The following is a 24,347-nucleotide window of genomic DNA, read 5'->3' on the forward strand; positions in this document are numbered from 1 at the left end:
GTGGCCTCGGCCTTTACCGCGCCCCCTAGGGCGGCAGGACCAAGTTGCCAGAGTTGACTCGTCCCCGCTGCGGGGCAAAGATTTGATCTTATCCTTGCGCGAGACGCCGATGGCTGAGCATTCAAACCCCAGGTCCCATATCATCGTCGGTGATGGGATAACGGCCCTCGCATTCCTTGAGAATTGCCGGGGACAAGACCTCCGCGAGATTACCTTGATTGGCCAGTCAGCGTCCGAATTCGGGCGCGGGGTCGCCTATGCCAAGGGGGAGGTCGATACGCCGTGGCGATTTGCCTACCTGCTGAATTCGCCCGCGGACGATATTGACCCGCGCTTTGCGCAATGGCTTGGGGATCGCTGGCCGCGCCTGCGCGACACCATGACCGGCCGCAGCCCGAATTGGCTGGCCGCCGCTGCCCCCCTGATCGAGGCCGGTGACCTTTATGGCGTTAATGCGCCGCGCGAATTCTATGGCGATTTCATGCAGGAACAAGCGGACGCCCTTATTGCGCAGCTTGAAGCGGATGGCACCCGCGTGATCCGCGTCGAAGACGACGCCGTCTCGATCCGCGTCGCACCGAATGAGGTGACCGTGCGCAGCGCAAGTGGCAAGACCCTGTCCGCGCAGTCCGTGGATGTCGCGCCCGGCGGGCCCTCAACCATGCGGATTGACGGGGACGATGGCGCGCACAGCGTCCCGACCGTCTTTGGGAACGAACATCGCATCGCCGAGCATATCAAACGCGGGGCCGAGATCTTTTGTATCGGCGGCAACGCCGCGATGCTGGATGTGCTGCGCCTGTGTCAAAGCCTGCGCGCCGATCACGAAATCCGGTTTGTCGCCTGCGCGCCTGATGGCGAGGTTCCGGCCGCCTTGGTCCCGCGCCTGCCGCGCAAACTCACGGTTCCGAATCTGACCAAAGGGCACGAAACGGCACAGACCTTCCTTGCCGAAATCGAGCGCGAGATTTCATCGGCAAAAGCGGCTTGCGACGACATGCGCGAAATTCGGGCGGGGTTCAGAGCGCATTTTCTGGACACCCCTCTGCATCACTACGTGTCGGACCCGACCGAGGCGCTCAAGATTGCGGGCAGGTTGCGTTTCTGGTTGCGCGGTGGAACACGCGACACGATCCTCGATATGCACCGCCTCCTGGATGCGGGACAGGTCAGGATCGTCAAGGGTCTGGTCAAATCGGTGGAGTCTGAGGCAGACGCTGCGGTGGTCACCGTCGTCGATGAGGACGGGCGCGAAGCGCGCATACCCACAGGCTTTGTCATCAACTGTGCCGGGGCCGGTCCAAATTCGCGCTTTGATACCCTGACCGAGGATATGCTGTCGCAAGGCCTGATCTCTCGTTGCGAGACGAGCCTTGGGCTGAAGGTCGCGGCGGGCTGCAAAACACGCACGCCCGCCATTCGTTATTTGTCCCCCGCAGTGTCCCAGATCGGGGAAGAGGTGGTCGCGATGCCGCTTTACGATGCGCACATGCTGCGAACCTACGTGGGGCGCTCTAGCCTGGAACGGTGATATGAAGCTGGCCTTGCACCAACCCGTCGCGTGCGATGATGGGACGGTGGTCCTGCCCGCGCAATACGACATCGATCACATGCGTTCCGGGCTCTGACAGCTCGATCTCGACAATTGGTGTGTAGGCCGAGGCCACCTTTTCCCCGTTCACATGAACATGGGCGTGCCCGACGGGAATGGCCTCCGCATCTGCGACGCAAAGGTCGGTGAACATGAAATCAGAGGCCTGCAGCTTGATCAGATACCGACCACCCCCAAGCGCGCTGGCCTGCACATCAACGCGGGGCGGGGTCTGCGTCTCGGGCAGGATCAGAAAGACCGCGCGGGGCGGCCTTCCCTTGGCGTTTACGATGGGCGCTGCGATCACGAGTGTCACCAAAAGTGCAGCAATGAGGCAGGGGCAGACGCTCAGTCGGGAGAAGATGGATGTCAGCATCAGACCGCCCCCACTCTGCTGAACCGCGCGGGTCTGTGTGCAACGGGCACGTTGCGCCCGGCCAGCAGGATGACAAACAGCGCACCGTAAAGGTTGGCGTGGAACAGCGGCGTTTCACCCAGAACGATCGCAAGGAACGTCACCGCCCCAAGGATTGCCAGCGCCACAGGCCGCACGAGCCGCCCGGTGACCAGCAATGCACCGCAGAGCACTTCGACCCCGGTCATCACCAATGCGATGATGGGCATCGGCAGACCAAATGTGGGCATGTTCCCGTGTTCGAGGATCGCGATCAAAAGCGTGGGCTGCATCAGCTTGTATGCAAGGCCCAGATACACGAACCCGGCACCAATCAGGATATGCGACATCCGCCACAACACCTGCCGGTGGGGTGCCACAAGCGCCTCAACAGCATCGAGGTTCCAGATGTGATCGCAGGAAAAGCGACCGCCGCCCAATGCGATGAGGATGAAGCCGGGGGCGGCAAAATGCGGGGTGTAGTTCCAGAATCCGGGACCGAAAATGGCCACCCCGGCAAGCGACAGGCCGATCACGGCGACACCGCAGATGCGCGTTGCAAGCCCGGCGATCAAGAGCATCGCAATCGCGATCTGCACAATGATCAGCGCCTGTGCACCTGCAACCGTGGTCAGCTGCATGTCCGGCACAAGGAATGTGGGCGTGGTCCAGATTTCAGTGCCGTGCCGTGGCAAACCACCGAAGGCGGCCAGCAGCATCATGACAGCCAGACCAAAGCGCAGCGCCAGTGGGCCAATGTCGCCGTAGCGTTTCCAGATCGGTGTGATCACGCGGTACTCAACCGCGGCAATCACCGGCTCAAGCCGCAGGGCCACAAGTGTCAGCGCAAATCCGACGGCTGCGGCAACACCAAGCCAAAGCTGGCTGCGGAACAAGTCCGGGATCGGCGCGCGAGACAGGTCCTCGATTTCGGCGGGTGTCAGCAGCCACGCTTCGTGGGCAAAGAGGGGGGTGGAAGACGATATAAGGATGGGCAGCGCGGTCAATAACCGCGCCAGACTGTAACTCTGTTTCATTTGAATCTCCTGCGAGAAATCTAAAATTGATGTTTAAAAATTTGGGCGTCGGAGCCTGGAAATGCGGCCCCTCGGGTCTTGAAATGGGTCGTTCAAATTAGGGAACGCGGGGAAGATCGCGTTGTCTTGCCTTGGTGTCTTCAATTTAGGTGGCGCCGACACGGGCACCAAGTAAGGAAGTCCCTACCTGCGGTAGTAGCAGGCGGAATGACGCCACCTCGGGCGCGCCACGGGTTGAACGTGCCGGGCATGCGCCATGCTCAGCAGGTGCGAGCGAAGCTGATGACCGCAGCAAAAATGGACGGGCGATGAGGTCGGAACAGCGGATCCATTTCGGGCGTCAATAAGATCAACAGGGATGACCTAAGCGCGAGTGGAACTGAAGTTGGAAGATCTGGGCAAACATTTGGTTTTGCGAGAAAACATCTCGTAATGAGGTTCACAACCGGTGGAGCGATCGGCCTTCAAATCAGAGGCCGTTGCGCGGCCTGAAATCAGAGCCGGATCACCCGCTCCACACTCCCACTTCGCCCCACGTCACCCGCACTTGGAAAAGCCGCAAGAGGCGCAGGTCATGCACCCTTCGATCATCCGCAACTCGTAAGAGCCGCAGCTGGAACACGCCTTGCCGCGCGGCGCACCCAGTTCGGCGACCTCTGCGCGCGGGTCGGTTTTCAAACCCATCCCCTCGCCTGCGATGAACCCGGTGGCGATCATGTGCTGTTCGATCACCCCCCCGATGGCGGCAAGGATGGAGGGAATGTACTTGCCCCCCATCCACGCACCACCGCGCGGATCGAACACGGCCTTGAGCTCTTCGACGACAAAGCTCACATCCCCGCCCCGCCGGAACACGGCCGAGATCATGCGGGTCAGCGCAACGGTCCAGGCGAAATGCTCCATATTCTTGGAGTTGATGAAAACCTCGAACGGGCGGCGATGCCCACCCAGCACGATGTCGTTGATGGTGATGTAAAGCGCGTGCTCGCTGTCCGGCCACTTGACTTTGTAGGTGTTGCCTTCGAGTTCGCTGGGCCGGTCGAGGGGCTCGGACATGTAGATGACGTCGCCGTGGGGAGTTTGGGGTTCCGCGTCACTCATTGACAGCACCTCTGGCCTCTCATTTTCACCAAACAGCAGCCAGCCAGCAGGAACATCCAGATGTGTTGCGAATTGTTCGGCGAAGTCCTTAGAAAGTTTACGCGAACCATTCAGAAAGCGGCTCACATACGTGCGTTCGATGCCCATTGCATCGGCTAGTTGTGATGGTTTCGCGTATCCCTTTTGCTCTGAAGCCCAAGCCAATCGTTCAAAAGCGGTGTCCAACTCAGGCAGCGTCGGCTTCTCCTCCGCCACACTCAGCACAGACCCGGTCACGGCATTGGGCCGATACGTCGTGCAGCCTTTGCACCCGGTATCCCACGCCTGCATGTAGACATCCTTGAACGCGTCAAAGCTGATGTCTTCGGGGCAATTGATCGTCTTGGAGATGCTCGAGTCCACCCACTTTTGAGCTGCGGCCTGCATCTTGACGTGATCGCTGGGGGCTAGCGTTTGGGCGTTCACGAAGTAGTCGGGCAACTCGGTGTCACCCTTCAATTCGCGCCACATCTGCACGGCGTAGTCCACGACTTCTTCTTCGGTGCGCGAGCCGTCTTTTTGCAGCACCTTGCGGGTGTAGGCATAGGCAAAGACCGGCTCGATCCCCGAACTGACATTGCCTGCATACAGGCTGATGGTGCCCGTGGGTGCGATGGAAGTCAGCAGCGCATTTCGGATGCCGTGTTCGGCCACGGCGGTGCGCACGTCATCGTCCATCGCCTGCATGGTGCCAGAGGCCAGGTAGCCATCCGCGTCGAACAGTGGAAATGCGCCCTTCTCCTTTGCCAATTGCACGGAGCCCAGGTACGCGGCGCGGGCGATTGCTTTCAACCAGCGTTCGGTCTGACGCGCCGCCTCGTCAGATCCATAGCGCAGGCCGACCATCAAAAGCGCGTCCGCCAGCCCCGTGACCCCAAGGCCGATGCGGCGTTTGTTAGCGGCCTCACGGGCCTGCGCCTCAAGCGGGAAGCGCGAGGCATCGACCACGTTGTCCATCATCCGCACAGCGGTGCCGACCAGTTCGACCAGTTGATCCTCGTCCAGCGCTGCAGCGTCGCCGAACGGGTCACTGACCAGCCGCGCGAGATTGATCGAGCCGAGCAGGCACGCCCCATAGGGCGGCAAAGGCTGTTCGCCGCAGGGGTTCGTGGCCGCGATGGTCTCGCAATAATTCAGGTTGTTGGCCGTGTTGATCCGGTCGATGAAGATCACGCCCGGCTCGGCATAATCATAGGTCGCCCGCATGATACCGTTCCACAGATCACGCGCCTGCACGGTCTTGTAGACGCGGCCCTCGAACTGCAAATCCCATGGGCCGTCGGCCTTCACCGCCTCCATGAACGCATCCGTCACAAGAACCGAGACATTGAACATGCGTAGGCGGGCAGCATCGGATTTGGCGGTGATGAAATCCTCGATATCCGGGTGGTCACAACGCATCGTCGCCATCATCGCGCCGCGCCGCGACCCTGCGGACATGATCGTGCGGCACATCGCGTCCCACACATCCATGAAGGACAGGGGACCGGAGGCATCCGCCGCCACCCCTTTGACGTCCGCGCCCTTGGGCCGGATGGTCGAGAAATCATAGCCGATCCCGCCGCCCTGTTGCATGGTCAGGGCCGCCTCTTTCAGCATCTCGAAAATGCCGCCCATGCTGTCGGGGATCGTGCCCATGACAAAACAGTTGAACAGAGTGACCGAACGGGCTGTTCCGGCACCAGCGGTGATGCGCCCTGCGGGCAGAAATTTGAAATCTTCAAGGGCGGCGTAAAACGTGTCTTCCCAAGCGCTTGGGTCATCCTCGACCTTGGCCAGATCACGCGCGATCCGGCGCCAACTGTCTTCGACCGTGACGTCGATGGGCGTGCCATCGGCCTCCTTGAAGCGATACTTCATGTCCCAGATCTGTTCGGCAATCGGCGCAGCAAAGCGTGTCATCAAGGCATCCCCGTGGTGGCGATCGAATCTTTCGGCATCTTGAAAGACCAACAAGGTATCACACCCCCACAGATTGCAGAAGTAAAGATAAGTGCTACAATATAGAGTGTGGCTTGGGGACGACTCTGTGGATAACTACGTCAATCTGATCAAACTGTCGGTGGGCACGGAAACCGTCGACGACCTTGCCGATTGGCAAGCCACCAAACGTGCGCAGACCCCGGACGGCCTGCCGCGACACGTCACCCGCATGTGGCCCAAGCGCGAGGCAGAGATCCTGAACGGCGGGTCGATCTATTGGGTAATCAAGGGCGTTCTGACCTGTCGGCAACGTATCCTGCGGCTGGACGAGTACTTTGGGTCCGATGGAATTCGGCGCTGTTCCATCGTATCCGACCCCGAGTTGGTGCGGGTGCAAAGCGCGCTGAAACGTCCGTTTCAGGGCTGGCGCTATCTCAAACCACAAGACGCCCCACCCGACCTGCCCAAGGGCCGCGAAAGCGAAGAGCCCCTGCCGGTTGAGCTGAACCGGGCACTTGCCGAAATCGGCGTGCTCTGAGCGGGCGTTTATCTGCTCACGCGCGTCAAACGCTTTGCCGATTCTATCCGACCTTGAGGCCTCTCCCTTACGTCAATTGCATGCCCTCAGAGATATCCACAGCTGAAATTCATTCAATTTCAATCGGATAGACCATTCACCCCAGAATGTTCGGTTTTTGGCTTTGACCGGCAAAGAACCGCCCGTCTATATTTGGATTCCAACACTAGATGTTGCGAACCTTGCCTGGTTAACCATCAAAATATTGAGCGTTTGAGACCATATTCAGAAAGCGCATTTCACGTACCGGCACAGCACGCGACAGGACAAAAACACATTCAGACCCATCACATGCGGGTCCACACTCACGGACCCGTTCGGGCAGACAGACAGAGGGATAAGCAACAATGCAACCGAAGGACACTCAATACTACGTGCAACCGCGCCGCTCCGGGGTTCTGCTGCCGCTGGTGATCGGTTGCGGAGCTTTTTTCGTCGGGATCGGGGCAACGGTCGGATACGGGCAGTGGCAGGCACAACAGGCCAAGATCGCAGAAATGTCGCAACTGCTGCAAGAGATGCAGCAGGGCGGTGTGGTGTCGCGCGCCGAGCAGGTTGACCTGTTGTCCCCTGCCCCGGTCCTGTCCCAGCCCGTGGTGCAGCAGGTCGAACAGGTGGCCGTCGCACCTGAGGTTGTCGCGCCAGACCCTGCGCCGGTCCCTGCCGTGGTTGCTCCAGCCGCACCAACTCCGAAGGTCGAAGCCGCCGCTGTCGAGGAAGACGAGAAAACCACAGCCGAACGGATCGAGGCATTGATGTCGCGCGCTGACGATCCGCTGGTGTCCGCAGCGCTCGCTCAGGACGAGGCCCGTCGGGAAACCATGTCCGTGGCGATCCAGGGCGTTAACGAACTGGCAGCCGCCGCCGTCGCTGGCAACTATGTGCTGACCACCGAGACCGAAGACGAAAAGGAAGTTCTGCGCATCTGGTTCCCGCAAAAGCTGATTGATCAGGTGCAGTTGGAAACCCTGCTGTCCTCGGCGGCAGAGGCCGGGATGATCGCCGTCAGCGACGCGGTCAAGACCAGCGATGGCGTCTATGACGGGCGCGTCATCCTGTTCGATCTGGTCGAGCGCGCACTGACCAACGGATCGCCCATAGAACGTGCGGTTGGCGCTAAGATCGAAGAAGAGGCCGTGGCCATCCTTGCCAAGATCAACCCGGCCGCCGCGCAGGTGACCGAAGTCGAAAACGGGCAGCGCTACTACACAGTCGAGGCTGGCGACAGCCTTGCCTATATCGCCCTGCAATTCTACGGCAACACCAACAATTACCTGACGATTTTCCAGGCCAACCGCGACAAGCTCTCGTCGCCAGAGCGCATCCAGATTGGACAGCGTCTGGTGATCCCGCAAACCTGACTGGTTGTGGATGCGGTTTGACGGGCTCGGCTTTGGCCGGGTCCGTTTTTTGTGTCGGGTTGGTGCATCGCGGCAAGCCGCAGCATAAGTGAGTTGGATTAGCCCAGTCGTTTGAGCAGTGTGTTCAGCGCCGCGCGATCCGCATCCTCAACCTGCGCCGTGCGGCTGCGCCACAACGTCGCCTGACTGGCCAGGATCAACCCATCGCTGACGATCTTGAGATGATTGGCGCGCAGGGTCTCTCCGCTGGAAGTGATGTCGGCAATCGCTTCGGCGGTTTCATTGGCCACAGTGCCTTCGGTCGCACCCTGACTGTCGACCAGCTGGTAGTCGGCCACACCCGCCTCGCGCAGAAAATCACGCACAAGCCTATGATATTTCGTCGCAATTCGTAGACGAAAGCCGTGGTGGTCGCGAAACATCGCTGCAACCGCATCCAGATCCTCGGTCAGGTCCACATCGACCCAACCTGCAGGCACGGCCAGCACCAGATCGGCATGGCCAAACCCCATCTCGGCAATCGGTTTGACCTGCTGTTCCCAAAGCGGCAGCTTTTCGTGGATCAGATCGGTGCCTGTCACCCCCAGATGGATGCGCCCAGCGGCCAGTTCGCGCGGGATTTCCCCCGCGGACAACAGCACCAGCGCCACGCCGTCGATGCCCGCGACTTCGCCCGAATATTCGCGCTCTGACCCGGTGCGGGTCAGGGTCACATCGCGACGCGCGAACCATTCGAACGTCTTTTCCATCAGCCGTCCCTTGGACGGTACACCCAGCTTGATGCTCATGACGCACCCTCCAGCAGGGTCATCAGGTCAGGGCGCAGGACCGCCCCCACCGCAGGGATTTCCACGCCCTTGCCAAGGCGCCGGGTCAGGGCATCATAGCGCCCGCCAGTGGCGACGGGGGGCAGGTCGGGACGGGATTCGGCGTAGAAACCAAAGACAAAGCCGTCGTAGTACTCCATCAGCGTGCGCCCGTAACTCGCCTCGAATTCCAGCCGATCTATGTCGACACCGCGCGCGGATAACGCCTCAGCCCGGGCATCGACGCGACCCACCGCCACTTTTATGGCAGGCAGATCGATGGACAAATCGTGCAGATGCGACAAGGCAAAGGGCAGCGTTTCGCGCACCGCCAGCAGCGCATCAAGGCACTCCATCTCCGCCCCGCTGATCGGGGGTTGCGCGGCGTCTTCGACCAGCGCGGCAAGGCGGGCGTCGATCTCGGACTGGCTGCGCAGGCCGGTCAGGGGGGCATCGGTGCCGACCTCCCCTGCCAGCAGCTTTGCGCGGCTTTCGGGGATGGCGGTGCGACCCCCGAACCGGTCCAGCAGCGCACGGAACCGACGCGGGCGCCAGATGTGACGGCGCAGCGCGGCTTTGCGGCGTTCGGTTGTCTTGAGGCCTTCGACGGCCGCCATCAGAATCCCGATATCCCCGGTCGCGGCGCGCAGGCCAAGCGGGGCAACCGTCTGAAAGATCAGCGAAAATACCTCGGCATCAGCCGCCGCCGGGTCGCTGCCGTCAAAGACCTCGTAACCCACCTGCAGATATTCGCTGGCGCGGTCGGGGTCGTCTTCCTGCCGGCGAAAGACTTCGCCAGCGTATGTGTACCGCGCCGGATCGGCCCCGTGCGCCATGTGCATGCGCACCACGGGCACGGTGAAGTCCGGGCGCAACATCTGTTCGCCCCGCATCGCGTCGCTGGTGACATAGGCGCGCGCGCGAATATCCTCGCCATACAAGTCCAGCAGCAAGTCGGCCGACTGCAGCACCGGCGGGTCCACCACCTGCGCGCCCGCGTCGACAAAGCTGTCGCGCAAGGCAAAGGCCCGGGTGCGTGCTTCACTCATCCCGCGAGGATCTCGCGCACCTTGGCCAGCATCTCGGCGCGGGGCACTTCGAACTGGCTGGGGCGGTCTTTCCATTCCTCATGGGTGGCTGTTTCCGCAATCTTGGCGCCGAGGATCAGGTCCTTGATCTGCACGACGCCACGCTCTTTTTCATCGCCGCCTTCGATGATGGCGATGGGCGAATTGCGCTTGTCCGCGTACTTGAGTTGATTGCCAAAGTTCTTGGGGTTGCCGAGATAAACCTCAGCACGGATACCCGCCTGACGGAGTTCGGCGACCATCGCCTGATAATCGGCCATGCGCTCGCGATCCATGACGGTCACGACAACGGGGCCATGGGTTTGCGCCTCGATCCGGCCGGTCGCGCGCAGAGCAGCCAACAGCCTGTCAACGCCGATGGAGACGCCAGTTGCAGGCACTTCCTGACCGGTAAAGCGCTTGACCAGATCGTCATAACGCCCGCCGCCTGCGACAGAACCGAAATTGCGTGGACGACCCTTTTCGTCCTTGATTTCAAAGGTAAGTTCGGCCTCGTAGACGGGGCCGGTGTAGTAGCCGAGGCCGCGCACGACCGAAGGATCGATGACGATGCGGTCGGGGCCGTAACCGGCGGCGTCGAGGAGGGCGGCGATCTCTTCGAGTTCGCCGACACCAGCCTCACCCACGTCCGACCCGCTGACCAGTTCGCGCAAACGCGCCACGGTCTGGGCACCTGTGTCCCGCTTGGCGTCCATGAACCCCATCACGACATCGGCCTGCGCTTCGCCCAGACCCGCACCGTCGGTGAAGTCCCCACTCTCGTCTTTGCGCCCTGCGCCAAGCAGCGCGCGCACCCCGTCCGAACCCAGCCGATCCAGCTTGTCGATGGCACGCAGGACGATGCCGCGCTCGGCCCCCTTGTCCTCACCGGCCAGCCCCGCAACCTCCATTACGCCGTTCAACACCTTGCGGTTGTTGATCCGGATCACATAGTCGCCGCGTGCGATTCCGACGGCCTCAAGCGTGTCGGCGAGCATCGCGCAAATCTCGGCATCCGCCGCCATGCTGGCCGTACCCACTGTGTCCGCATCGCATTGATAGAATTGACGAAACCGACCCGGCCCAGGCTTTTCATTGCGCCAGACGGGACCCATCGTGTAGCGGCGATAGGGGCTTGGCAGGTCATTGCGGTGCTGGGCGTAGACGCGCGCCAACGGGGCCGTCATGTCATAGCGCAGCGCCAGCCAGTCGCCGTCTTCCTCCTGCCATGCAAACACACCCTCGTTCGGGCGATCCACATCCGGCAGGAATTTTCCGAGCGCCTCGACCGTCTCCACCGCACTGCTTTCCAACGCGTCGAACCCGTAGCGATGATAGACCTCGGCGATGCGTGCCAGCATCGCGGCACGTTCAGTTACATCGCTGCCGAAATAGTCGGCAAAGCCCTTGGGCGTCTGGGCCTTGGGGCGCGGGGTCTTTTTCGTCTTTGCCATGATCGCACTCCGCATGGGGTTCGGGCGCGTCACTAGCCCATGGTCCCCAGCGGGGCAAGGTGCGCGCCGCTTGCACAGAGGCCTCTTTTGCCCCACATGGACCTCATGAACAGCCGCATCGATACTCTTGAGGAACAAATCGCCCATCTGACCCGCACAGTCGAGGACCTGTCGGACATCGTGGCCCGTCAGGAACGCGAGCTTGCGCTGGTGACGCGACGTGCTCAGATGCTGATGGCGCGCGAGGCCGAGCGCGAGGCGCAAGGTGGCGGTGGCGTCGTGGTCGGTGACGAACGGCCGCCGCATTACTGAACACCCGCGCGACGGCCTTTGGCACACCGGCCCTTCGGGGAGGATTTTATTTAATCAGAGAAGGGCCGGGTCCAGCCCTTGATCCCAAGGACCAAGGGCCTTCTCCGATTACACCGGTTCGCATCCCTGCTCCCGGTGCACGTCAATCAAAGGGAATTAACCTTAATATCCGATGAACGGGTTGGTCTTCTCTGATTTGGAAAAATCCTCCCCGAAGGGCCGCCCCGCAAATCACGCCCAACGCTCAGGGCGTCTTGACGGACGTTGCCAGAAGCGCCCCGTCATGCAGCAGCATGTCTGCCCAGCGCGCATTTTCGCCGAAATGTTCGTAGACGCTGACAAAGGCCGTTGTTTTTTCCAGCCGTGACACACGCACGCCGCAAGGTTGATTGCGTCGAACATTACAGATCTTGGCCTTCACCTTCTCATAGGCGCGGTCAGTGGTGGAATAGGGGTATTCCTCGGCAGGCAGACCATAGCGCAGTTGTTCGTGAAATTCGGGGGAGCCAAATATAGCGAGCGCTGCGGTGAACTGACGCGCGCAGTTGTCGCTGAAACCGGTCACATAGAATGCGCGCGGGAAGGCGCTGTCCGGGGCGCTGTCATACAGCTTGTAACCGCGCCCCTTGCGCGCGGCCTGTTCGACGAGTTTGCCCAGGTCGCCTGCGCGCGCGCCACAAACGCGCGCCACTTCGCCAAATGGCAGGGCCGCGCCCGGGGCGGTGTCTTGCAAGGCCATACCTGCAGTTTGTACTGGTGCAGACGACCCGAACAGACCGCGGCGTTTTCGGGGCTCTACCAGCTCGGTTGGTGGTGTTTCTATCGCGATGTCGGGGTCGAGCGATGCGATGTCCACCGGTTCGGGTTCAACGTCGCCGTCGGTGATGCTTGCATCAATGGGGCCGATGTTTTCGCCCACCTCTATATCTTCAGAAACCACCAGATCCTCAGCCTCTGCCACAGCACCACGGCGTAACCAGCCCAGAACGCCTCTGCGTCTTGGTTCCGGCGTTGCAATGGGTGTTTCGGGTGTGAGACCGGCGGCAGCCTCGGGCGCTGGACCGCTGTCTTGCACCAATATCGCAGGGTCAGTGGCCGTCTCTTCTGTCCCATCGGTGACGATCAGCGGGGCATCCTCGACCGGCGGGGGGACCTCGTCAGCGCTCTTGCGAAACAGCCCGGAAAGGATGCTTTCCTCGCGCTCCATTTCCGCCTGTGTTGGCAGGGCGGTCGACACGACCTCGTCGGGCAAATCCACGCCATCAGACACGCGCTCAATACCCGCAAGTGGGTCCCCACATGCGCCAAGTATCAGCAAAGATGGCATAAACATCCACGCAATGCGCATTGTCTTGTGTCTCCCCCCGAATGGTAGATTTAGCGTGAGATCGCATCTGCGTCCAGTCAGGGGGGCGATTCCCGCCTACATCTCCTGCACTTCGACGACGCCAGAGAGCGACTTGATCGCGCCTTTGATCTGCGGGGTGACGGGGAATTCGGCGCCCAGGTCCATCTCGACCTCGCCCGGCAGGCTGTCATCCATCAGGCACACCGTGATGGGTCCGCGCCCTGCCCCCTTGGCCGCCTGCGCGGCCCCGTCGAGCACCGAAGCAACCGAGGTGAGGGCGGCCGGAGCGTCGACAAAAATGCGCAAACCCATACCACCCACATCGGCCACAACCGTGTCGATGGGCGCTACTGATCGACCCAACAGTTTGAGCTGGTCCGCTTCCATCGTCGCCTCGGCTGTCACGATAACTTTTTCGCCGGTGATCAGGTAATCCTGCGCCTTTTCAAGGCTGTCCGAGAATAGCGTGACCTCGAACGCGCCGGTCGTGTCCGACATCTGGCAAAAGGCAAAGCGGTTGCCACGTGCCGATTTGCGCACCTGCAGACCCGCGACGACGCCTGCCAGTTTGGCCACCAGCGGCTGGCTTTCGGCCTTGGCGGTGACCTCGTCCAGCGTGATCACGCCCTTGCGTTTCAGCGCGCCCATATAATCGTCAAGCGGATGGCCCGAGAGATAAAATCCGACCGCTTTGAATTCCTCGCCCAGCCGTTCGGCAGGCAGCCAGTCGTCGACCGGCATCAGGCGCGGTTCGGGCAAGTCATCGCCCGCCTCGCCAAACAAGGACACCTGATTGGAATTCTTCTGGTCATGCACCGCCGCCGAATAGGCCGACAGCGCATCCAGTGCGTCAAACACCCGCCGCCGATTTGGATCGAGTTGATCAAAGGCCCCGGCCCGTGCCAGCATTTCCAGCGGGCGCTTGCCCACCTTTTTCAGATCGACCCGCCGCGCCAGATCAAACAGCGTGGCAAATGGCTTGTCCCCGCGCCCCTCGACCACCAGCCGCATTGCCTCGACCCCGACGTTTTTCAGCGCGCCCAGCGCATAGACCAGCGCGCCATCCACCACCTTGAACGTCGCATCCGAGCGGTTCACGCAAGGCGGCACCCAAGGCAGATCAAGCGATTTGCGCACTTCCTCGAAATAGACCGCCAGCTTGTCTGTGAGGTGAATATCGCAGTTCATGACCCCGGCCATGAATTCAACCGGGTGGTTCGCCTTGAGCCATGCGGTCTGGTAGCTGACCACCGCATAGGCCGCTGCGTGGGATTTGTTGAAGCCGTAATTGGCGAACTTGTCGAGCAGGTTCCAGACCTCGATCGCCTTGGCCTCGTCCACCCCGTTTTCACCCGCCCCTTTCAGGAACTTGGGCCGTTCGGCATCCATCGCCTCTTGAATTTTCTTGCCCATCGCGCGGCGCAGCAGGTCAGCGCCACCAAGGCTGTATCCGGCCATTTCCTGCGCGATCTGCATCACCTGTTCCTGGTAGACAATGATGCCCTGGGTTTCGTCCAAAATGTGGTCGATGGTCGGGTGCAGCGTCTCGCGCTCGGACAGCTTGTTCTTGACTTCACAGAACTTCGGGATGTTCTCCATCGGGCCCGGTCGATAGAGGGCGACAAGGGCGATGATATCCTCGATGCAGTCCGGCTTCATTCGTTTCAGGGCATCCATCATGCCCGAGCTTTCCACCTGGAACACCGCCACTGTCTTGGCCGAAGCGTAAAGTTTGTACGACGCCTCGTCGTCCAGCGGGATGCCCCCGATGTCGTTCTCCATCCCCGGCGCAGGTGTGTAGAGTTCGGTGCCATCGGCTGCCACATGCAATGGGCGACCCGCTGCAAGGATTTGTTCCACGGCGTTCTGGATCACGGTCAGTGTTTTCAGGCCCAGAAAGTCGAATTTGACAAGCCCCGCCTGTTCCACCCATTTCATGTTGAACTGGGTTGCAGGCATGTCGGAGCGCGGATCCTGATACAGCGGCACCAGCGCATCGAGCGGCCGGTCGCCGATCACCACCCCAGCGGCGTGGGTGGAGGCATTCCTGAGCAGCCCTTCGACCTGCTGGCCATATTCGAGCAGGCGCGCGACCACCTCTTCGTTGCGCGCCTCTTCGCGCAGGCGCGGCTCATCCGCCAGCGCCTTTTCGATGCTGACGGGTTTGACCCCCTCGACCGGGATCAGCTTGGACAGGCGATCCACCTGCCCGTAAGGCATCTGCAAAACCCGCCCAATATCGCGCACTGCTGCCTTGGACAGCAGCGCGCCAAAGGTAATGATCTGCCCCACCTTGTCGCGCCCGTATTTGCCTTGCACATAGCGGATCACTTCCTCGCGCCGGTCCATGCAAAAGTCGATGTCGAAGTCTGGCATGCTGACCCGCTCGGGGTTGAGGAACCGCTCGAACAGCAGCGCGTAGCGCAAAGGGTCAAGGTCGGTGACCGTCAGCGCATAGGCCACAAGGCTGCCAGCCCCCGAGCCACGGCCCGGGCCTACCGGAATGTTCTCGTCCTTGGCCCATTTGATGAAATCGGCAACGATCAGAAAGTAGCCGGGAAAGCCCATGCCCTCGATGATGTCCAGCTCGAAATCGAGCCGTTTCTGGTATTCTTCGACCGATGCCGCGTGGGGAATGACCTTGAGCCGCTCAACAAGCCCGGCATTGGCCTGCTTGCGCAACTCCTCAACTTCGTCATCGGCGAACTTGGGCAGGATCGGGTCACGCCGATAGGCCATGAACGCACAGCGGCGCGCGATTTCCACGGTGTTTTCAATGGCCTCGGGCAGATCGGCAAACAACGTCACCATCTCGGCCTGAGATTTGAAATAGTGCTGCGGCGTCAGGCGGCGGCGCGGTTCTTGTTGGTCCACATAAGCGCCATCAGCGATGCAGATCAGCGCATCGTGGCTTTCATACATGTCCGCCTTGGGGAAATAGACGTCATTGGTCGCCACCAAAGGCAGGTCCATCGCATAGGCCATCTCGACAAAGCCGCGCTCCGTCAGCCGTTCGGCCTCGGGCGCACCGCCCTCGCCCGGATGGCGCTGTAATTCGACATAAAGGCGGTCACCAAAAGCATCCGCCAACCGCCCCATCAGCGCCTCTGCCGCCGGGCGCTGGCTGGTCTGCAGCAGCATACCCACAGGGCCCTCCGGTCCGCCGGTCAGACAGATCACGTCCCTAGAATGCCCGGCCAGTTCCTCGACCGTGACAAAGGGCAGTTCCGACCCTTCGCGCAGGTAAAGGCACGAATTCAGCTTCATCAGGTTTTCGTAGCCCGCCTCGCTCTGGGCCAGCAGAACGACGGGCGCAGGCGGGCGCGGGCGCTCGCCGGGTCGCGGTGTGATGTATTGCAGATCGACCTGGCAGCCGATGATCGGCTGAACCCCCGCCCCGGCCATTCCGACCGAGAATTCCAGCGCCGCAAACATGTTGTTGGTATCCGTCAGCGCAATGGCCGGCATGTCCGCACCGCGCACCAGATCAGGCAGCTTTTTGAGGCGCATCGCCCCTTCCAGCAACGAATATTCGGAATGGGTGCGCAGGTGAATGAATCGGGGGGCATCTGTCATGGAATGCAGACTAGGGCCAGCCTGCCGCTATATCCAGTGGTGGCGCAAAGTTATGCACACCAAATCGGCACCACGGCGCAACGCGCAATCACACTTGCCAAGACAAGGTCGCCCCGCATAGCCTCTGTGCTGATACGCCCCGTGTCCCCGCCTCTACGCCGCATCGAGGCTGCGCCACATTTTCAGGGCTCATGGTACCGCGGCAGGCTACAGACATGCACACGACATTTCTTCTGAACGGAAGACAGGTCACTGCGGACACGTCCCCCACCACCACCCTTCTTGACTGGCTGCGCGAGGATCAGCACCTCACCGGCACCAAGGAAGGCTGCAACGAAGGCGATTGCGGCGCCTGTTCTGTCATCGTGACGGATGACAGCGGGGCGCGCGCGCTCAATGCCTGCATCCTGTTCCTGCCCCAGATCGAGGGCAAGGCGATCCGCACCGTTGAAGGCATCGCCGCCGCTGACGGCACCCTGCATCCGATCCAGAAGGCGATGGTGAAACACCATGGCAGCCAATGCGGATTTTGCACGCCGGGTTTCATCACCACCATGGCTTGCGCGCATCTGAACGGGGCCACAGATCACGACACGCAACTGGCGGGCAACCTTTGTCGCTGCACCGGCTACGCCCCGATCATCCGCGCCGCGAAAGAGGCCGAGACTGCGCCGATCCCGGATCACATGCATGACGCCCGGTTTCTTCTGACCAAAAATACCACGGGGCACGCTCCGCAGGAGCGTGGGGCAGAGCCCCCGACCACGCCCGACGCCCTGGCAACATGGCTGGACCAGAACCCCGACGGCACCCTGATCGCAGGGGCCACGGATGTGGGTCTTTGGGTCACCAAACAATTCCGCGAGCTGGGCCCTGTCGCTTTCCTCAACCGCATTCCCGACCTTGCGGGCGTCACCATCACCGATACCGAAATCCGCATTGGCGCGACCACAACACTCAGCGCGTTGCACAGCGCCATTGCCACGCACTATCCGGCATTTGCGGAGCTGATCCGCCGCTATGGTTCGGTGCAGGTGCGCAACGCCGCCACCATCGGAGGTAACATCGCCAACGGCTCGCCCATCGGGGATGGCTCGCCCGCCCTGATTGCGCTTGGGGCGAGTTTGCATCTGCGCAGCGTTGACGGCGCGCGCAGCCTGCCGCTCGAAGACTTCTTCGTCGATTACGGCAAACAGGACCGCGCCAAAAACGAATTTGTCGAGGCGATCACGATCCCGCGCGCGGGCGATCATTTGCGCTGCTACAAACTGTCCAAACGCTTTGATCAGGACATCTCGGCCGTCTGCGGTTGTTTCTGGATCGAAGTGGCGGATGGTGTGGTCACCGCCGCACGGCTCGCCTTTGGCGGCATGGCTGGCACGCCGAAACGGGCCGCGGGGGCCGAGGCTGCGCTGGTCGGCAACCCTTGGAGCGAAACCACGGTGGCCGCCGCCATGACTGCGCTTTCGCAGGACTTCACTCCGCTTTCCGATATGCGCGCCTCTGCCTCGTACCGGATGGAGGCCGCGCAAAACATGCTGTTGCGGGCATGGCTTGAGGATCAGGGACAGATGATCGACGTGTTGCAGGTGACCGCATGAGCGTCGCCAAGCCCCTGCCCCACGATGCCGCCCATCTGCATGTGACGGGTGCGGCGCGCTATGTCGATGACATGCCGACGCCCACCGGCACGCTGCATCTTGCCTTTGGGCTCAGCACTTCGGCTAGCGGAAGCATTACCGCGCTGGATCTCAACGCTGTCCGCGACGCCCCGGGTGTGGTGGCTGTGCTGACGGCCAGCGATCTGCCCTTTGCCAATGACGTCTCACCTTCGGCCCATGACGAACCGCTGCTGGCCACCGAGGCTGTGCACTACATGGGGCAACCTGTATTTGCAGTGATCGCCGAAACGCATTTGCAGGCCCGCTTTGCTGCCCGTCAGGCGCGGATCGAATTTGTCGAAACCACACCGATCTTCTCGATAGAGGAGGCGCTGGCCGCCGACTCCCGTTTCGAGGACGGCCCGCGCATCTATGAACGTGGCGACGCGGCGGGCGCGCTGGATGCTGCCGAAAACACGTTGAGCGGCAGCCTGCATATCGGCGGGCAGGAGCATTTCTATCTCGAAGGTCAGGCCGCCCTCGCACTGCCCGGCGAGGATGGGGACATGCATGTTATCTCCTCGACCCAGCATCCCACCGAAATCCAGCACAAGGTGGCGGATGCCATCGGTCTGCCCATGCACGCTGTCCGGGTGGAAACCCGCCGAATGGGCGGCGGCTTTGGCGGTAAGGAAAGCCAGGGCAATGCGTTGGCCGTTGCCTGCGCGGTGGCCGCGCGTCTAACTGGGCGTCCGTGCAAGATGCGTTACGACCGCGATGACGACATGATTGTCACCGGCAAACGGCACGATTTCCGGATCGACTACGACGTCGGCTTTGATGATGAAGGGCACATTACGGCACTGGATGTGCGCCACTTTACCCGCTGCGGCTGGGCACTGGATCTGTCCCTGCCGGTCGCGGATCGGGCCATGCTGCATGCGGACAATGGCTATTGGCTGCCTGATGTGCGCATCGAAAGCCACCGCTTGCGCACCAATACCCAGAGCGCCACGGCCTTCCGCGGTTTTGGCGGCCCGCAAGGTATGCTGGGGATGGAGCGGATCGTGGATCACGTCGCTGCGGAACTCGGGCATGATCCGCTGGTGGTGCGCCAGAAGAATTTCTATGCCTCTGGCGGGCATATTTCCGGAACAATGAAGGCGCAGACAACGCCTTATGGTCAGCCTGTGACCGATTTCATTCTGGACGGGTTGGTCGAGCAATTGCGCGCCCGTTCGGATTACGACGCGCGCCGCACCGCGATTGCGGAGTGGAACGCTGCCAATCCGGTGCTCAAGAAGGGCATCGCGCTGACGCCGGTGAAATTCGGGATTTCCTTCACCCTCACCCATCTCAATCAGGCGGGCGCGCTGGTGCATGTCTATGCGGATGGGTCGATCCACCTCAATCACGGCGGCACTGAAATGGGTCAGGGTCTGTTCCAGAAGGTGGCGCAGGTGGCGGCGAGTCGATTTGGTGTGCCGCTGAAAGCCATCAAGATCACTGCGACGGATACGGCCAAGGTGCCCAACACCTCGGCGACGGCGGCCTCTTCTGGCAGCGATCTCAATGGGATGGCCGTGAAGGCCGCCTGCGATACCATTCGCGACCGGATGGCTGAATATCTGGCACAATTGCACCAATGCAGGCCTGATGCGGTGAAGTTTGAAGAGGGTCGTGTGCAGGCAGGCAAGGCCGATTACAGCTTTGCCGAGGTCGCAGCGCTGATCCATCAGGCCCGCATCAGCCTGTCGGCCACGGGGTTTTACAAAACCCCCGACATCGAATGGGACCGGATCAAGGGTCAGGGTCGCCCGTTCTTCTACTTTGCCTATGGCGCGGCGGTGAGCGAGGTGGTTGTCGACACGCTGACAGGCGAAAACCGCATCCTGCGCGCTGATATCCTGCATGATGCCGGGGCCTCTCTGAACCCGGCCCTCGACATTGGGCAGGTCGAGGGGGGCTATGTGCAGGGTGCGGGCTGGCTCACGACCGAGGAGTTGGTTTGGGACGATCAGGGACGCCTGCGTACGCATGCGCCGTCAACCTACAAGATTCCGGCCTGTGCGGACCGCCCGCCCGTGTTCAACGTGGCCCTGTGGGAGGGTGAAAACCGCGCCGACACGATCTACAAGTCCAAAGCTGTAGGCGAGCCGCCACTGATGCTGGGCATTTCGGCGTTTCTGGCGCTGAGCGACGCAGTTTCGGCCTGCGGCCCTACCTTTCCGGACCTGCACGCCCCCGCCACGGCCGAGGCCGTGTTGGCCGCCATCCACCGGGCCCGCGATGTTTGACCGGGACGCTCTGATCGCGGCCTGCGAAGCCCATGGCCGTGTTGTGCGCGTCGTGATTGCGGCTGTTCACGGATCGGCCCCACGCGAGGTTGGGGCGGCGATGTGTGTCTGGGATCGCGGGCAGTCGGGCACCATTGGCGGCGGCGCGTTGGAATACCAACTGGCGCAGGCCGCGCGCGGCTTGGAGCAGGACCGGGTCAGCCGCCATGCGCTGGGACCTGACTTGGGTCAATGCTGTGGTGGGGCCGTTGAGGTGCTGAGCGAAGTCTATGATCTGTCCCGCGCCATTGCCCTGCCGACGGATGTCATCGCGCGCGGGTCGGGGGCGATGCCGTTGGCGGTCAAGCGCATCCTCAGGGAAGCACGCAATCAGGGGCAAATTCCTGAGCCGCAGCGGATTGAGGGCTGGATCGTGGAAGGGGTGCGTGCCCCGGATCGCCCATTGTGGATCTGGGGGGCCGGCCATGTCGGCCGTGCACTGGTCGATGTCTTGCACCCGGTGCCGTGCATTGCGATCACATGGGTCGATACCGGCGCGGAGCGGTTTCCGGATGTTGTGCCTGACGGGATCACCGTTGTGCCTGCGCGCGATCCAGCCCGGCTGGTGTCCCGCACGCCTGCGCATGCGGATCATCTGATCCTGACCTATTCTCATGACCTCGACCTGTCTCTTTGCCACGCCTTGCTGACCCATGGGTTCGGCAGCGCAGGGCTGATCGGGTCGGCGACCAAATGGGCGCGCTTTCGCAAGCGGCTCGACGCACTCGGGCATCGTGCGGATCAAATTGCGCGCATCACCTGCCCCATCGGCGATCCGGCCTTGGGCAAACAGCCACATATGATTGCGATTGGCGTCGCCCATCGGCTACTGATGGAGCGCAGGCAGGCCCGACCCCGGACGGAGGTACACGCATGACGACCCCCCTTTTGGCGCTTTCGGGGCTGACTAAGGCCTATCCCGGCGTGATCGCCAACGATGACGTGACGCTGGACATCGGCGTCGGTGAAATCCACGCGCTGCTGGGCGAGAACGGGGCGGGGAAATCCACTCTGGTGAAGATAATATACGGACTAGTCAAGCCCGACAGCGGCGTGATGCAGATGCATGGTACGGCCTTTGCTCCCGTTGATCCGCGGGCTGCTCGGGGTGCCGGTGTCGGCATGGTGTTCCAGCACTTTTCCCTTTTTGATGCGCTGAGCGTAGCCGAAAACATCGCTCTTGGGATGGAGGCCCCTCCGCCCATGGCGACGCTGGCCACCCGCATCCGCGAGGTGTCTGAAACCTACGGCCTGCCGTTGTCGCCGGACCGCACGGTCGGGGATCTCTCTGCAGGCGAACGGCAGCGGGTCGAGATCATCCGCTGCCTTCTGCAGGACCCGAAACTGCTGATCATGGACGAGCCGACATCGGTGCTGACCCCGCAAGAGGTCGACATTCTGTTCGAGACCCTGCGCAAGCTGAAAGAAGAAGGCACGGCGATCCTTTACATCTCGCACAAGCTCGAGGAAATCCGCGCGCTTTGCGATGCGGCGACCATTCTGCGGGGTGGCAAGAACGTTGGCACCTGCGTGCCGCGCGACACCTCGGCGCGCGAGATGGCGGAAATGATGGTGGGCAGCACGCTGGCCACGCCCAAGGCCGCTGCCCATGACGCAGGCGAAGTGATGCTGTCGGTTACCGGGCTGTCTGCGGCCTCGCCCTCGGCCTTTGGCATGGCACTCAAGGACATTTCGTTCGAAGTGCGGGCGGGCGAAGTGCTGGGCATCGGCGGAGTTGCGGGCAACGGACAGGACGAATTGCTGGGCGTGTTGTCGGGCGAATTGCCCTGCGGAAACGGCATGGTCAGCTTCAAAGGGGGCGATCTGTCCACCATCGGCCCCGAGGCGCGGCGCGGATTGGGCGTGCTGGCTGCCCCCGAAGAACGGCTGGGGCACGCCGCAGCACCCGACATGTCCCTGACGGAAAACGCGATGCTGACCGGTATGACCCGCGAAGGTCTGGCGCGCAGTGGAATGCTGAACTGGACCAAGGCGCGCGGCTTTGCCGAGAGGATTATCACTGAATTCGATGTGCGCACGCCGGGGCCGCACAATGCCGCGCGGTCGCTGTCGGGCGGGAACCTGCAGAAATTCGTGATCGGGCGCGAGGTGTTGCAGCGCCCCGAAGTGCTGGTGGTCAATCAACCCACGTGGGGCGTGGATGCCGCTGCAGCCGCTGACATCCGGCAGGCCCTGCTTGATCTGGCCGCTGGCGGCGCGGCGCTGGTGATCATCAGCCAGGATCTGGACGAGTTGATGGAAATCTCGGATCGCTTTGCTGCGCTGAACGAGGGGCGGTTGAGCGCGCCCAAACCAACCTCTGGTCTCAATGTGGAACAGATCGGCCTGATGCTCGGCGGCGCGCACGGAATGGAGGTTGCACATGTGTGATCCGTCGATCCGTGCATATTTTTGGAACAATGAAGGGCAGGCACAATGATCCGCCTTGAGAAACGGCCGCAGCCGTCGAAGGCCATGTCCTGGGCCACGCCCTTGCTCGCCGTTGTTGCCACGATGATCTTTGGCGGCGTGTTGTTTGCCGCCCTCGGCAAGGACCCGATCCAATCCATTCTCACGATTTTCTGGGAGCCGCTGTTTGGCGAGTTTTCGTTCTTTTACCGCCCGCAACTGTTGATCAAGGGCGCGCCACTGGTGCTGATTGCCATAGGTCTGGCGCTTGGGTTCAAAGCTGGCATCTGGAACATCGGCGCCGAGGGGCAGTACATTGTTGGCGCCATCTGCGGCGCGGCAGCGGGGCTGGCCTTTTATCCAATCGAGTCTGTGCTGATCTTTCCGCTGATGGTGTTGTCAGGGGCTTTGGGCGGATGTTTGTGGGCGCTCATTCCGGGCTTTCTCAAGGTGAAATTTGGCACCAACGAGATCCTTGTCAGCCTCATGCTGGTTTATGTGGCCGAACAGCTTTTGGCGTCCATGTCGCTGGGATTGCTCAAGAATCCTGAAGGATTCGGCTTTCCCGGCTCGCGCAACCTGCAGCAATATCCGTCGGCCCATAATGCCGAGTTGATCGCGGGCACCGGCATGCACTGGGGGGTGGTTGCGGCGCTGATCGCGGTGATCTTTGCCTATATCATGCTGACCCGGCACAAACTGGGCTTTGCCATCCGGGTGACGGGCGAAGCGCCACGCGCCGCCAAATTTGGTGGTGTCAATCCGGCGCGGCTGATCCTGTTTTGTCTTGGCGCTTCGGGGTTGCTCGCAGGGCTTGCGGGCATGTTTGAAGTGGCGGGGCCCGCGGGGCAGATCAGCATTGATTTCAACGTAGGGTACGGGTTCACGGCGATCATCGTGGCCTTTCTGGGTCGTCTCAATCCGCTGGGGATCGTGGCCGCAGGCTTGCTGATGGCGCTGACCTATATCGGCGGAGACATCGCGCAAAGCCAGCTGGGTCTGCCTGCGGCGGCGATACAGGTTTTTCAGGGGATGCTCTTGTTCTTCCTGCTCGCGCTGGATGTGCTGACGAACTACCGCGTGCGGTTTGGAACGGGGGAAGTTGCAACATGATACGCAAAATACTTTTGCCAGCGTTCATGGGGGCCGCAATGGGCCTGATGATGCTTTGGATGCTTCATATGCAACTTTTGGAGAGCAGTGCGCTCGGCCTCGGCGCTTTGGCCGCTTTTGTCGGGGTACATATCGTGGTGATTGCCATTATCGCCATTCTGCCCCCGATCGCGTCACCCCGATTGCGGCACTTTCTGATGCGGCTACATCGTCCAAATGTGCGACATATGGCCGTGATGCTGGCGAGCGCGACCCTCGCCATAGGGTCAACCCACATATTGCTGCATTCGGGGGTGTTCTGA

The 24,347-nt window shown here is 61.7% G+C and carries 18 protein-coding genes; 10 read left to right on the plus strand and 8 right to left on the minus strand.

Features of this window, described 5'->3' with window-relative positions; all coding sequences use genetic code 11:
* The first annotated feature begins 109 nt into the window (after positions 1–109).
* Positions 110–1,531, plus strand: a complete 1,422-nt coding sequence (locus tag Q1A89_RS08835) for an FAD/NAD(P)-binding protein (protein WP_299726433.1) — start codon at positions 110–112, stop codon at positions 1,529–1,531.
* Here the strand turns inward: Q1A89_RS08835 and Q1A89_RS08840 are convergent.
* The 3 genes from Q1A89_RS08840 to Q1A89_RS08850 form a co-directional block, all read right to left on the minus strand.
* Positions 1,515–1,967: a hypothetical protein gene (locus Q1A89_RS08840; protein WP_299726435.1), complete on the minus strand. Its 453-nt coding sequence runs from the start codon at positions 1,965–1,967 to the stop codon at positions 1,515–1,517. The genes Q1A89_RS08835 and Q1A89_RS08840 overlap by 17 nt on opposite strands.
* Entirely contained in the window at positions 1,967–3,022 is a 1,056-nt protein-coding gene (locus Q1A89_RS08845; RefSeq protein WP_299726438.1) for a hypothetical protein, read from the minus strand. The genes Q1A89_RS08840 and Q1A89_RS08845 overlap by 1 nt, the downstream gene beginning before the upstream one ends.
* A gap of 537 nt (positions 3,023–3,559) precedes the next feature.
* A complete protein-coding gene (locus Q1A89_RS08850) occupies positions 3,560–6,064 on the minus strand; it encodes an adenosylcobalamin-dependent ribonucleoside-diphosphate reductase (RefSeq protein WP_299726441.1) in 2,505 nt (834 codons plus the stop codon).
* Between the two features lie 127 nt (positions 6,065–6,191).
* Here Q1A89_RS08850 and Q1A89_RS08855 point away from each other — a divergent pair, with 127 nt between their 5' ends.
* Positions 6,192–6,623 carry a DUF1489 domain-containing protein gene (locus Q1A89_RS08855; protein ID WP_299726444.1) on the plus strand — a complete coding sequence of 144 codons (432 nt, stop codon included), beginning with the start codon at positions 6,192–6,194 and terminating at the stop codon, positions 6,621–6,623.
* A 386-nt stretch (positions 6,624–7,009) separates the two neighbouring features.
* On the plus strand, positions 7,010–8,023 hold the full coding sequence (locus Q1A89_RS08860) for a LysM peptidoglycan-binding domain-containing protein (protein WP_299726447.1): 1,014 nt from the start codon (positions 7,010–7,012) through the stop codon (positions 8,021–8,023).
* A 98-nt stretch (positions 8,024–8,121) separates the two neighbouring features.
* Here Q1A89_RS08860 and hisG read toward each other — a convergent pair whose 3' ends face one another.
* The 3 genes from hisG to hisS are packed head-to-tail and all read right to left on the minus strand — an operon-like array spanning position 8,122 to position 11,350.
* Positions 8,122–8,811, minus strand: coding sequence for an ATP phosphoribosyltransferase (gene hisG / locus Q1A89_RS08865; protein WP_299726450.1), 690 nt, complete (start codon positions 8,809–8,811; stop codon positions 8,122–8,124).
* Entirely contained in the window at positions 8,808–9,878 is a 1,071-nt protein-coding gene (locus tag Q1A89_RS08870; protein ID WP_299726453.1) for an ATP phosphoribosyltransferase regulatory subunit, read from the minus strand. The genes hisG and Q1A89_RS08870 overlap by 4 nt, the downstream gene beginning before the upstream one ends.
* Positions 9,875–11,350 carry a histidine--tRNA ligase gene (gene hisS, locus Q1A89_RS08875; RefSeq protein WP_299726456.1) on the minus strand — a complete coding sequence of 492 codons (1,476 nt, stop codon included), beginning with the start codon at positions 11,348–11,350 and terminating at the stop codon, positions 9,875–9,877. Before hisS ends, Q1A89_RS08870 begins: the two co-directional genes overlap by 4 nt.
* Before the next feature lie 117 nt (positions 11,351–11,467).
* On the opposite strand from hisS, the gene Q1A89_RS08880 reads away from it, so the two are divergent.
* Entirely contained in the window at positions 11,468–11,662 is a 195-nt protein-coding gene (locus Q1A89_RS08880) for a SlyX family protein (protein WP_299729097.1), read from the plus strand.
* 244 nt (positions 11,663–11,906) lie between these two features.
* On the opposite strand, the gene Q1A89_RS08885 is transcribed toward Q1A89_RS08880, so the two are convergent.
* On the minus strand, positions 11,907–12,932 hold the full coding sequence (locus Q1A89_RS08885) for a hypothetical protein (protein ID WP_299726459.1): 1,026 nt from the start codon (positions 12,930–12,932) through the stop codon (positions 11,907–11,909).
* Positions 12,933–13,085: 153 nt separating this feature from the next.
* Entirely contained in the window at positions 13,086–16,586 is a 3,501-nt protein-coding gene (gene dnaE / locus Q1A89_RS08890) for a DNA polymerase III subunit alpha (protein WP_299726462.1), read from the minus strand.
* A 215-nt stretch (positions 16,587–16,801) separates the two neighbouring features.
* Here dnaE and xdhA point away from each other — a divergent pair, with 215 nt between their 5' ends.
* From xdhA to Q1A89_RS08920, 6 genes are read left to right on the plus strand one after another with little or no spacing between them, the layout of a single operon-like run.
* Complete coding sequence (xdhA, locus tag Q1A89_RS08895; RefSeq protein ID WP_299726464.1) at positions 16,802–18,187, plus strand: xanthine dehydrogenase small subunit; 1,386 nt, start codon at positions 16,802–16,804, stop codon at positions 18,185–18,187.
* Positions 18,184–20,484: a xanthine dehydrogenase molybdopterin binding subunit gene (gene xdhB, locus Q1A89_RS08900; RefSeq protein ID WP_299726466.1), complete on the plus strand. Its 2,301-nt coding sequence runs from the start codon at positions 18,184–18,186 to the stop codon at positions 20,482–20,484. The genes xdhA and xdhB overlap by 4 nt, the downstream gene beginning before the upstream one ends.
* The gene (gene xdhC, locus Q1A89_RS08905) at positions 20,477–21,400 is read left to right on the plus strand and encodes a xanthine dehydrogenase accessory protein XdhC (RefSeq protein WP_299726468.1); all 924 of its coding nucleotides are present in this window, start codon (positions 20,477–20,479) and stop codon (positions 21,398–21,400) included. The genes xdhB and xdhC overlap by 8 nt, the downstream gene beginning before the upstream one ends.
* Positions 21,397–22,914, plus strand: a complete 1,518-nt coding sequence (locus Q1A89_RS08910; protein WP_299726470.1) for an ABC transporter ATP-binding protein — start codon at positions 21,397–21,399, stop codon at positions 22,912–22,914. The genes xdhC and Q1A89_RS08910 overlap by 4 nt, the downstream gene beginning before the upstream one ends.
* A gap of 45 nt (positions 22,915–22,959) precedes the next feature.
* On the plus strand, positions 22,960–24,045 hold the full coding sequence (locus tag Q1A89_RS08915) for an ABC transporter permease (protein ID WP_299726472.1): 1,086 nt from the start codon (positions 22,960–22,962) through the stop codon (positions 24,043–24,045).
* The gene (locus Q1A89_RS08920; RefSeq protein ID WP_299726474.1) at positions 24,042–24,347 is read left to right on the plus strand and encodes a hypothetical protein; all 306 of its coding nucleotides are present in this window, start codon (positions 24,042–24,044) and stop codon (positions 24,345–24,347) included. Before Q1A89_RS08915 ends, Q1A89_RS08920 begins: the two co-directional genes overlap by 4 nt.

Origin of the sequence: uncultured Tateyamaria sp., from assembly GCF_947503045.1 — a bacterium.
GTDB lineage: Bacteria > Pseudomonadota > Alphaproteobacteria > Rhodobacterales > Rhodobacteraceae > Tateyamaria.

Bases quoted from the DNA above. Each gene is read 5' to 3' on its own strand.
- Q1A89_RS08920 (WP_299726474.1), top strand. From the start codon at position 24,042: ATGATACGCAAAATACTTTTGCCAGCGTTCATGGGGGCCGCAATGGGC.
- xdhA (WP_299726464.1), top strand. From the start codon at position 16,802: ATGCACACGACATTTCTTCTGAACGGAAGACAGGTCACTGCGGACACG.
- Q1A89_RS08870 (WP_299726453.1), bottom strand. From the start codon at position 9,878: ATGAGTGAAGCACGCACCCGGGCCTTTGCCTTGCGCGACAGCTTTGTC.
- Q1A89_RS08915 (WP_299726472.1), top strand. From the start codon at position 22,960: ATGATCCGCCTTGAGAAACGGCCGCAGCCGTCGAAGGCCATGTCCTGG.
- Q1A89_RS08835 (WP_299726433.1), top strand. From the start codon at position 110: ATGGCTGAGCATTCAAACCCCAGGTCCCATATCATCGTCGGTGATGGG.
- Q1A89_RS08845 (WP_299726438.1), bottom strand. From the start codon at position 3,022: ATGAAACAGAGTTACAGTCTGGCGCGGTTATTGACCGCGCTGCCCATC.
- Q1A89_RS08850 (WP_299726441.1), bottom strand. From the start codon at position 6,064: ATGACACGCTTTGCTGCGCCGATTGCCGAACAGATCTGGGACATGAAG.
- Q1A89_RS08860 (WP_299726447.1), top strand. From the start codon at position 7,010: ATGCAACCGAAGGACACTCAATACTACGTGCAACCGCGCCGCTCCGGG.
- Q1A89_RS08910 (WP_299726470.1), top strand. From the start codon at position 21,397: ATGACGACCCCCCTTTTGGCGCTTTCGGGGCTGACTAAGGCCTATCCC.
- dnaE (WP_299726462.1), bottom strand. From the start codon at position 16,586: ATGACAGATGCCCCCCGATTCATTCACCTGCGCACCCATTCCGAATAT.
- hisG (WP_299726450.1), bottom strand. From the start codon at position 8,811: ATGAGCATCAAGCTGGGTGTACCGTCCAAGGGACGGCTGATGGAAAAG.
- hisS (WP_299726456.1), bottom strand. From the start codon at position 11,350: ATGGCAAAGACGAAAAAGACCCCGCGCCCCAAGGCCCAGACGCCCAAG.
- Q1A89_RS08840 (WP_299726435.1), bottom strand. From the start codon at position 1,967: ATGCTGACATCCATCTTCTCCCGACTGAGCGTCTGCCCCTGCCTCATT.
- xdhC (WP_299726468.1), top strand. From the start codon at position 20,477: ATGTTTGACCGGGACGCTCTGATCGCGGCCTGCGAAGCCCATGGCCGT.
- xdhB (WP_299726466.1), top strand. From the start codon at position 18,184: ATGAGCGTCGCCAAGCCCCTGCCCCACGATGCCGCCCATCTGCATGTG.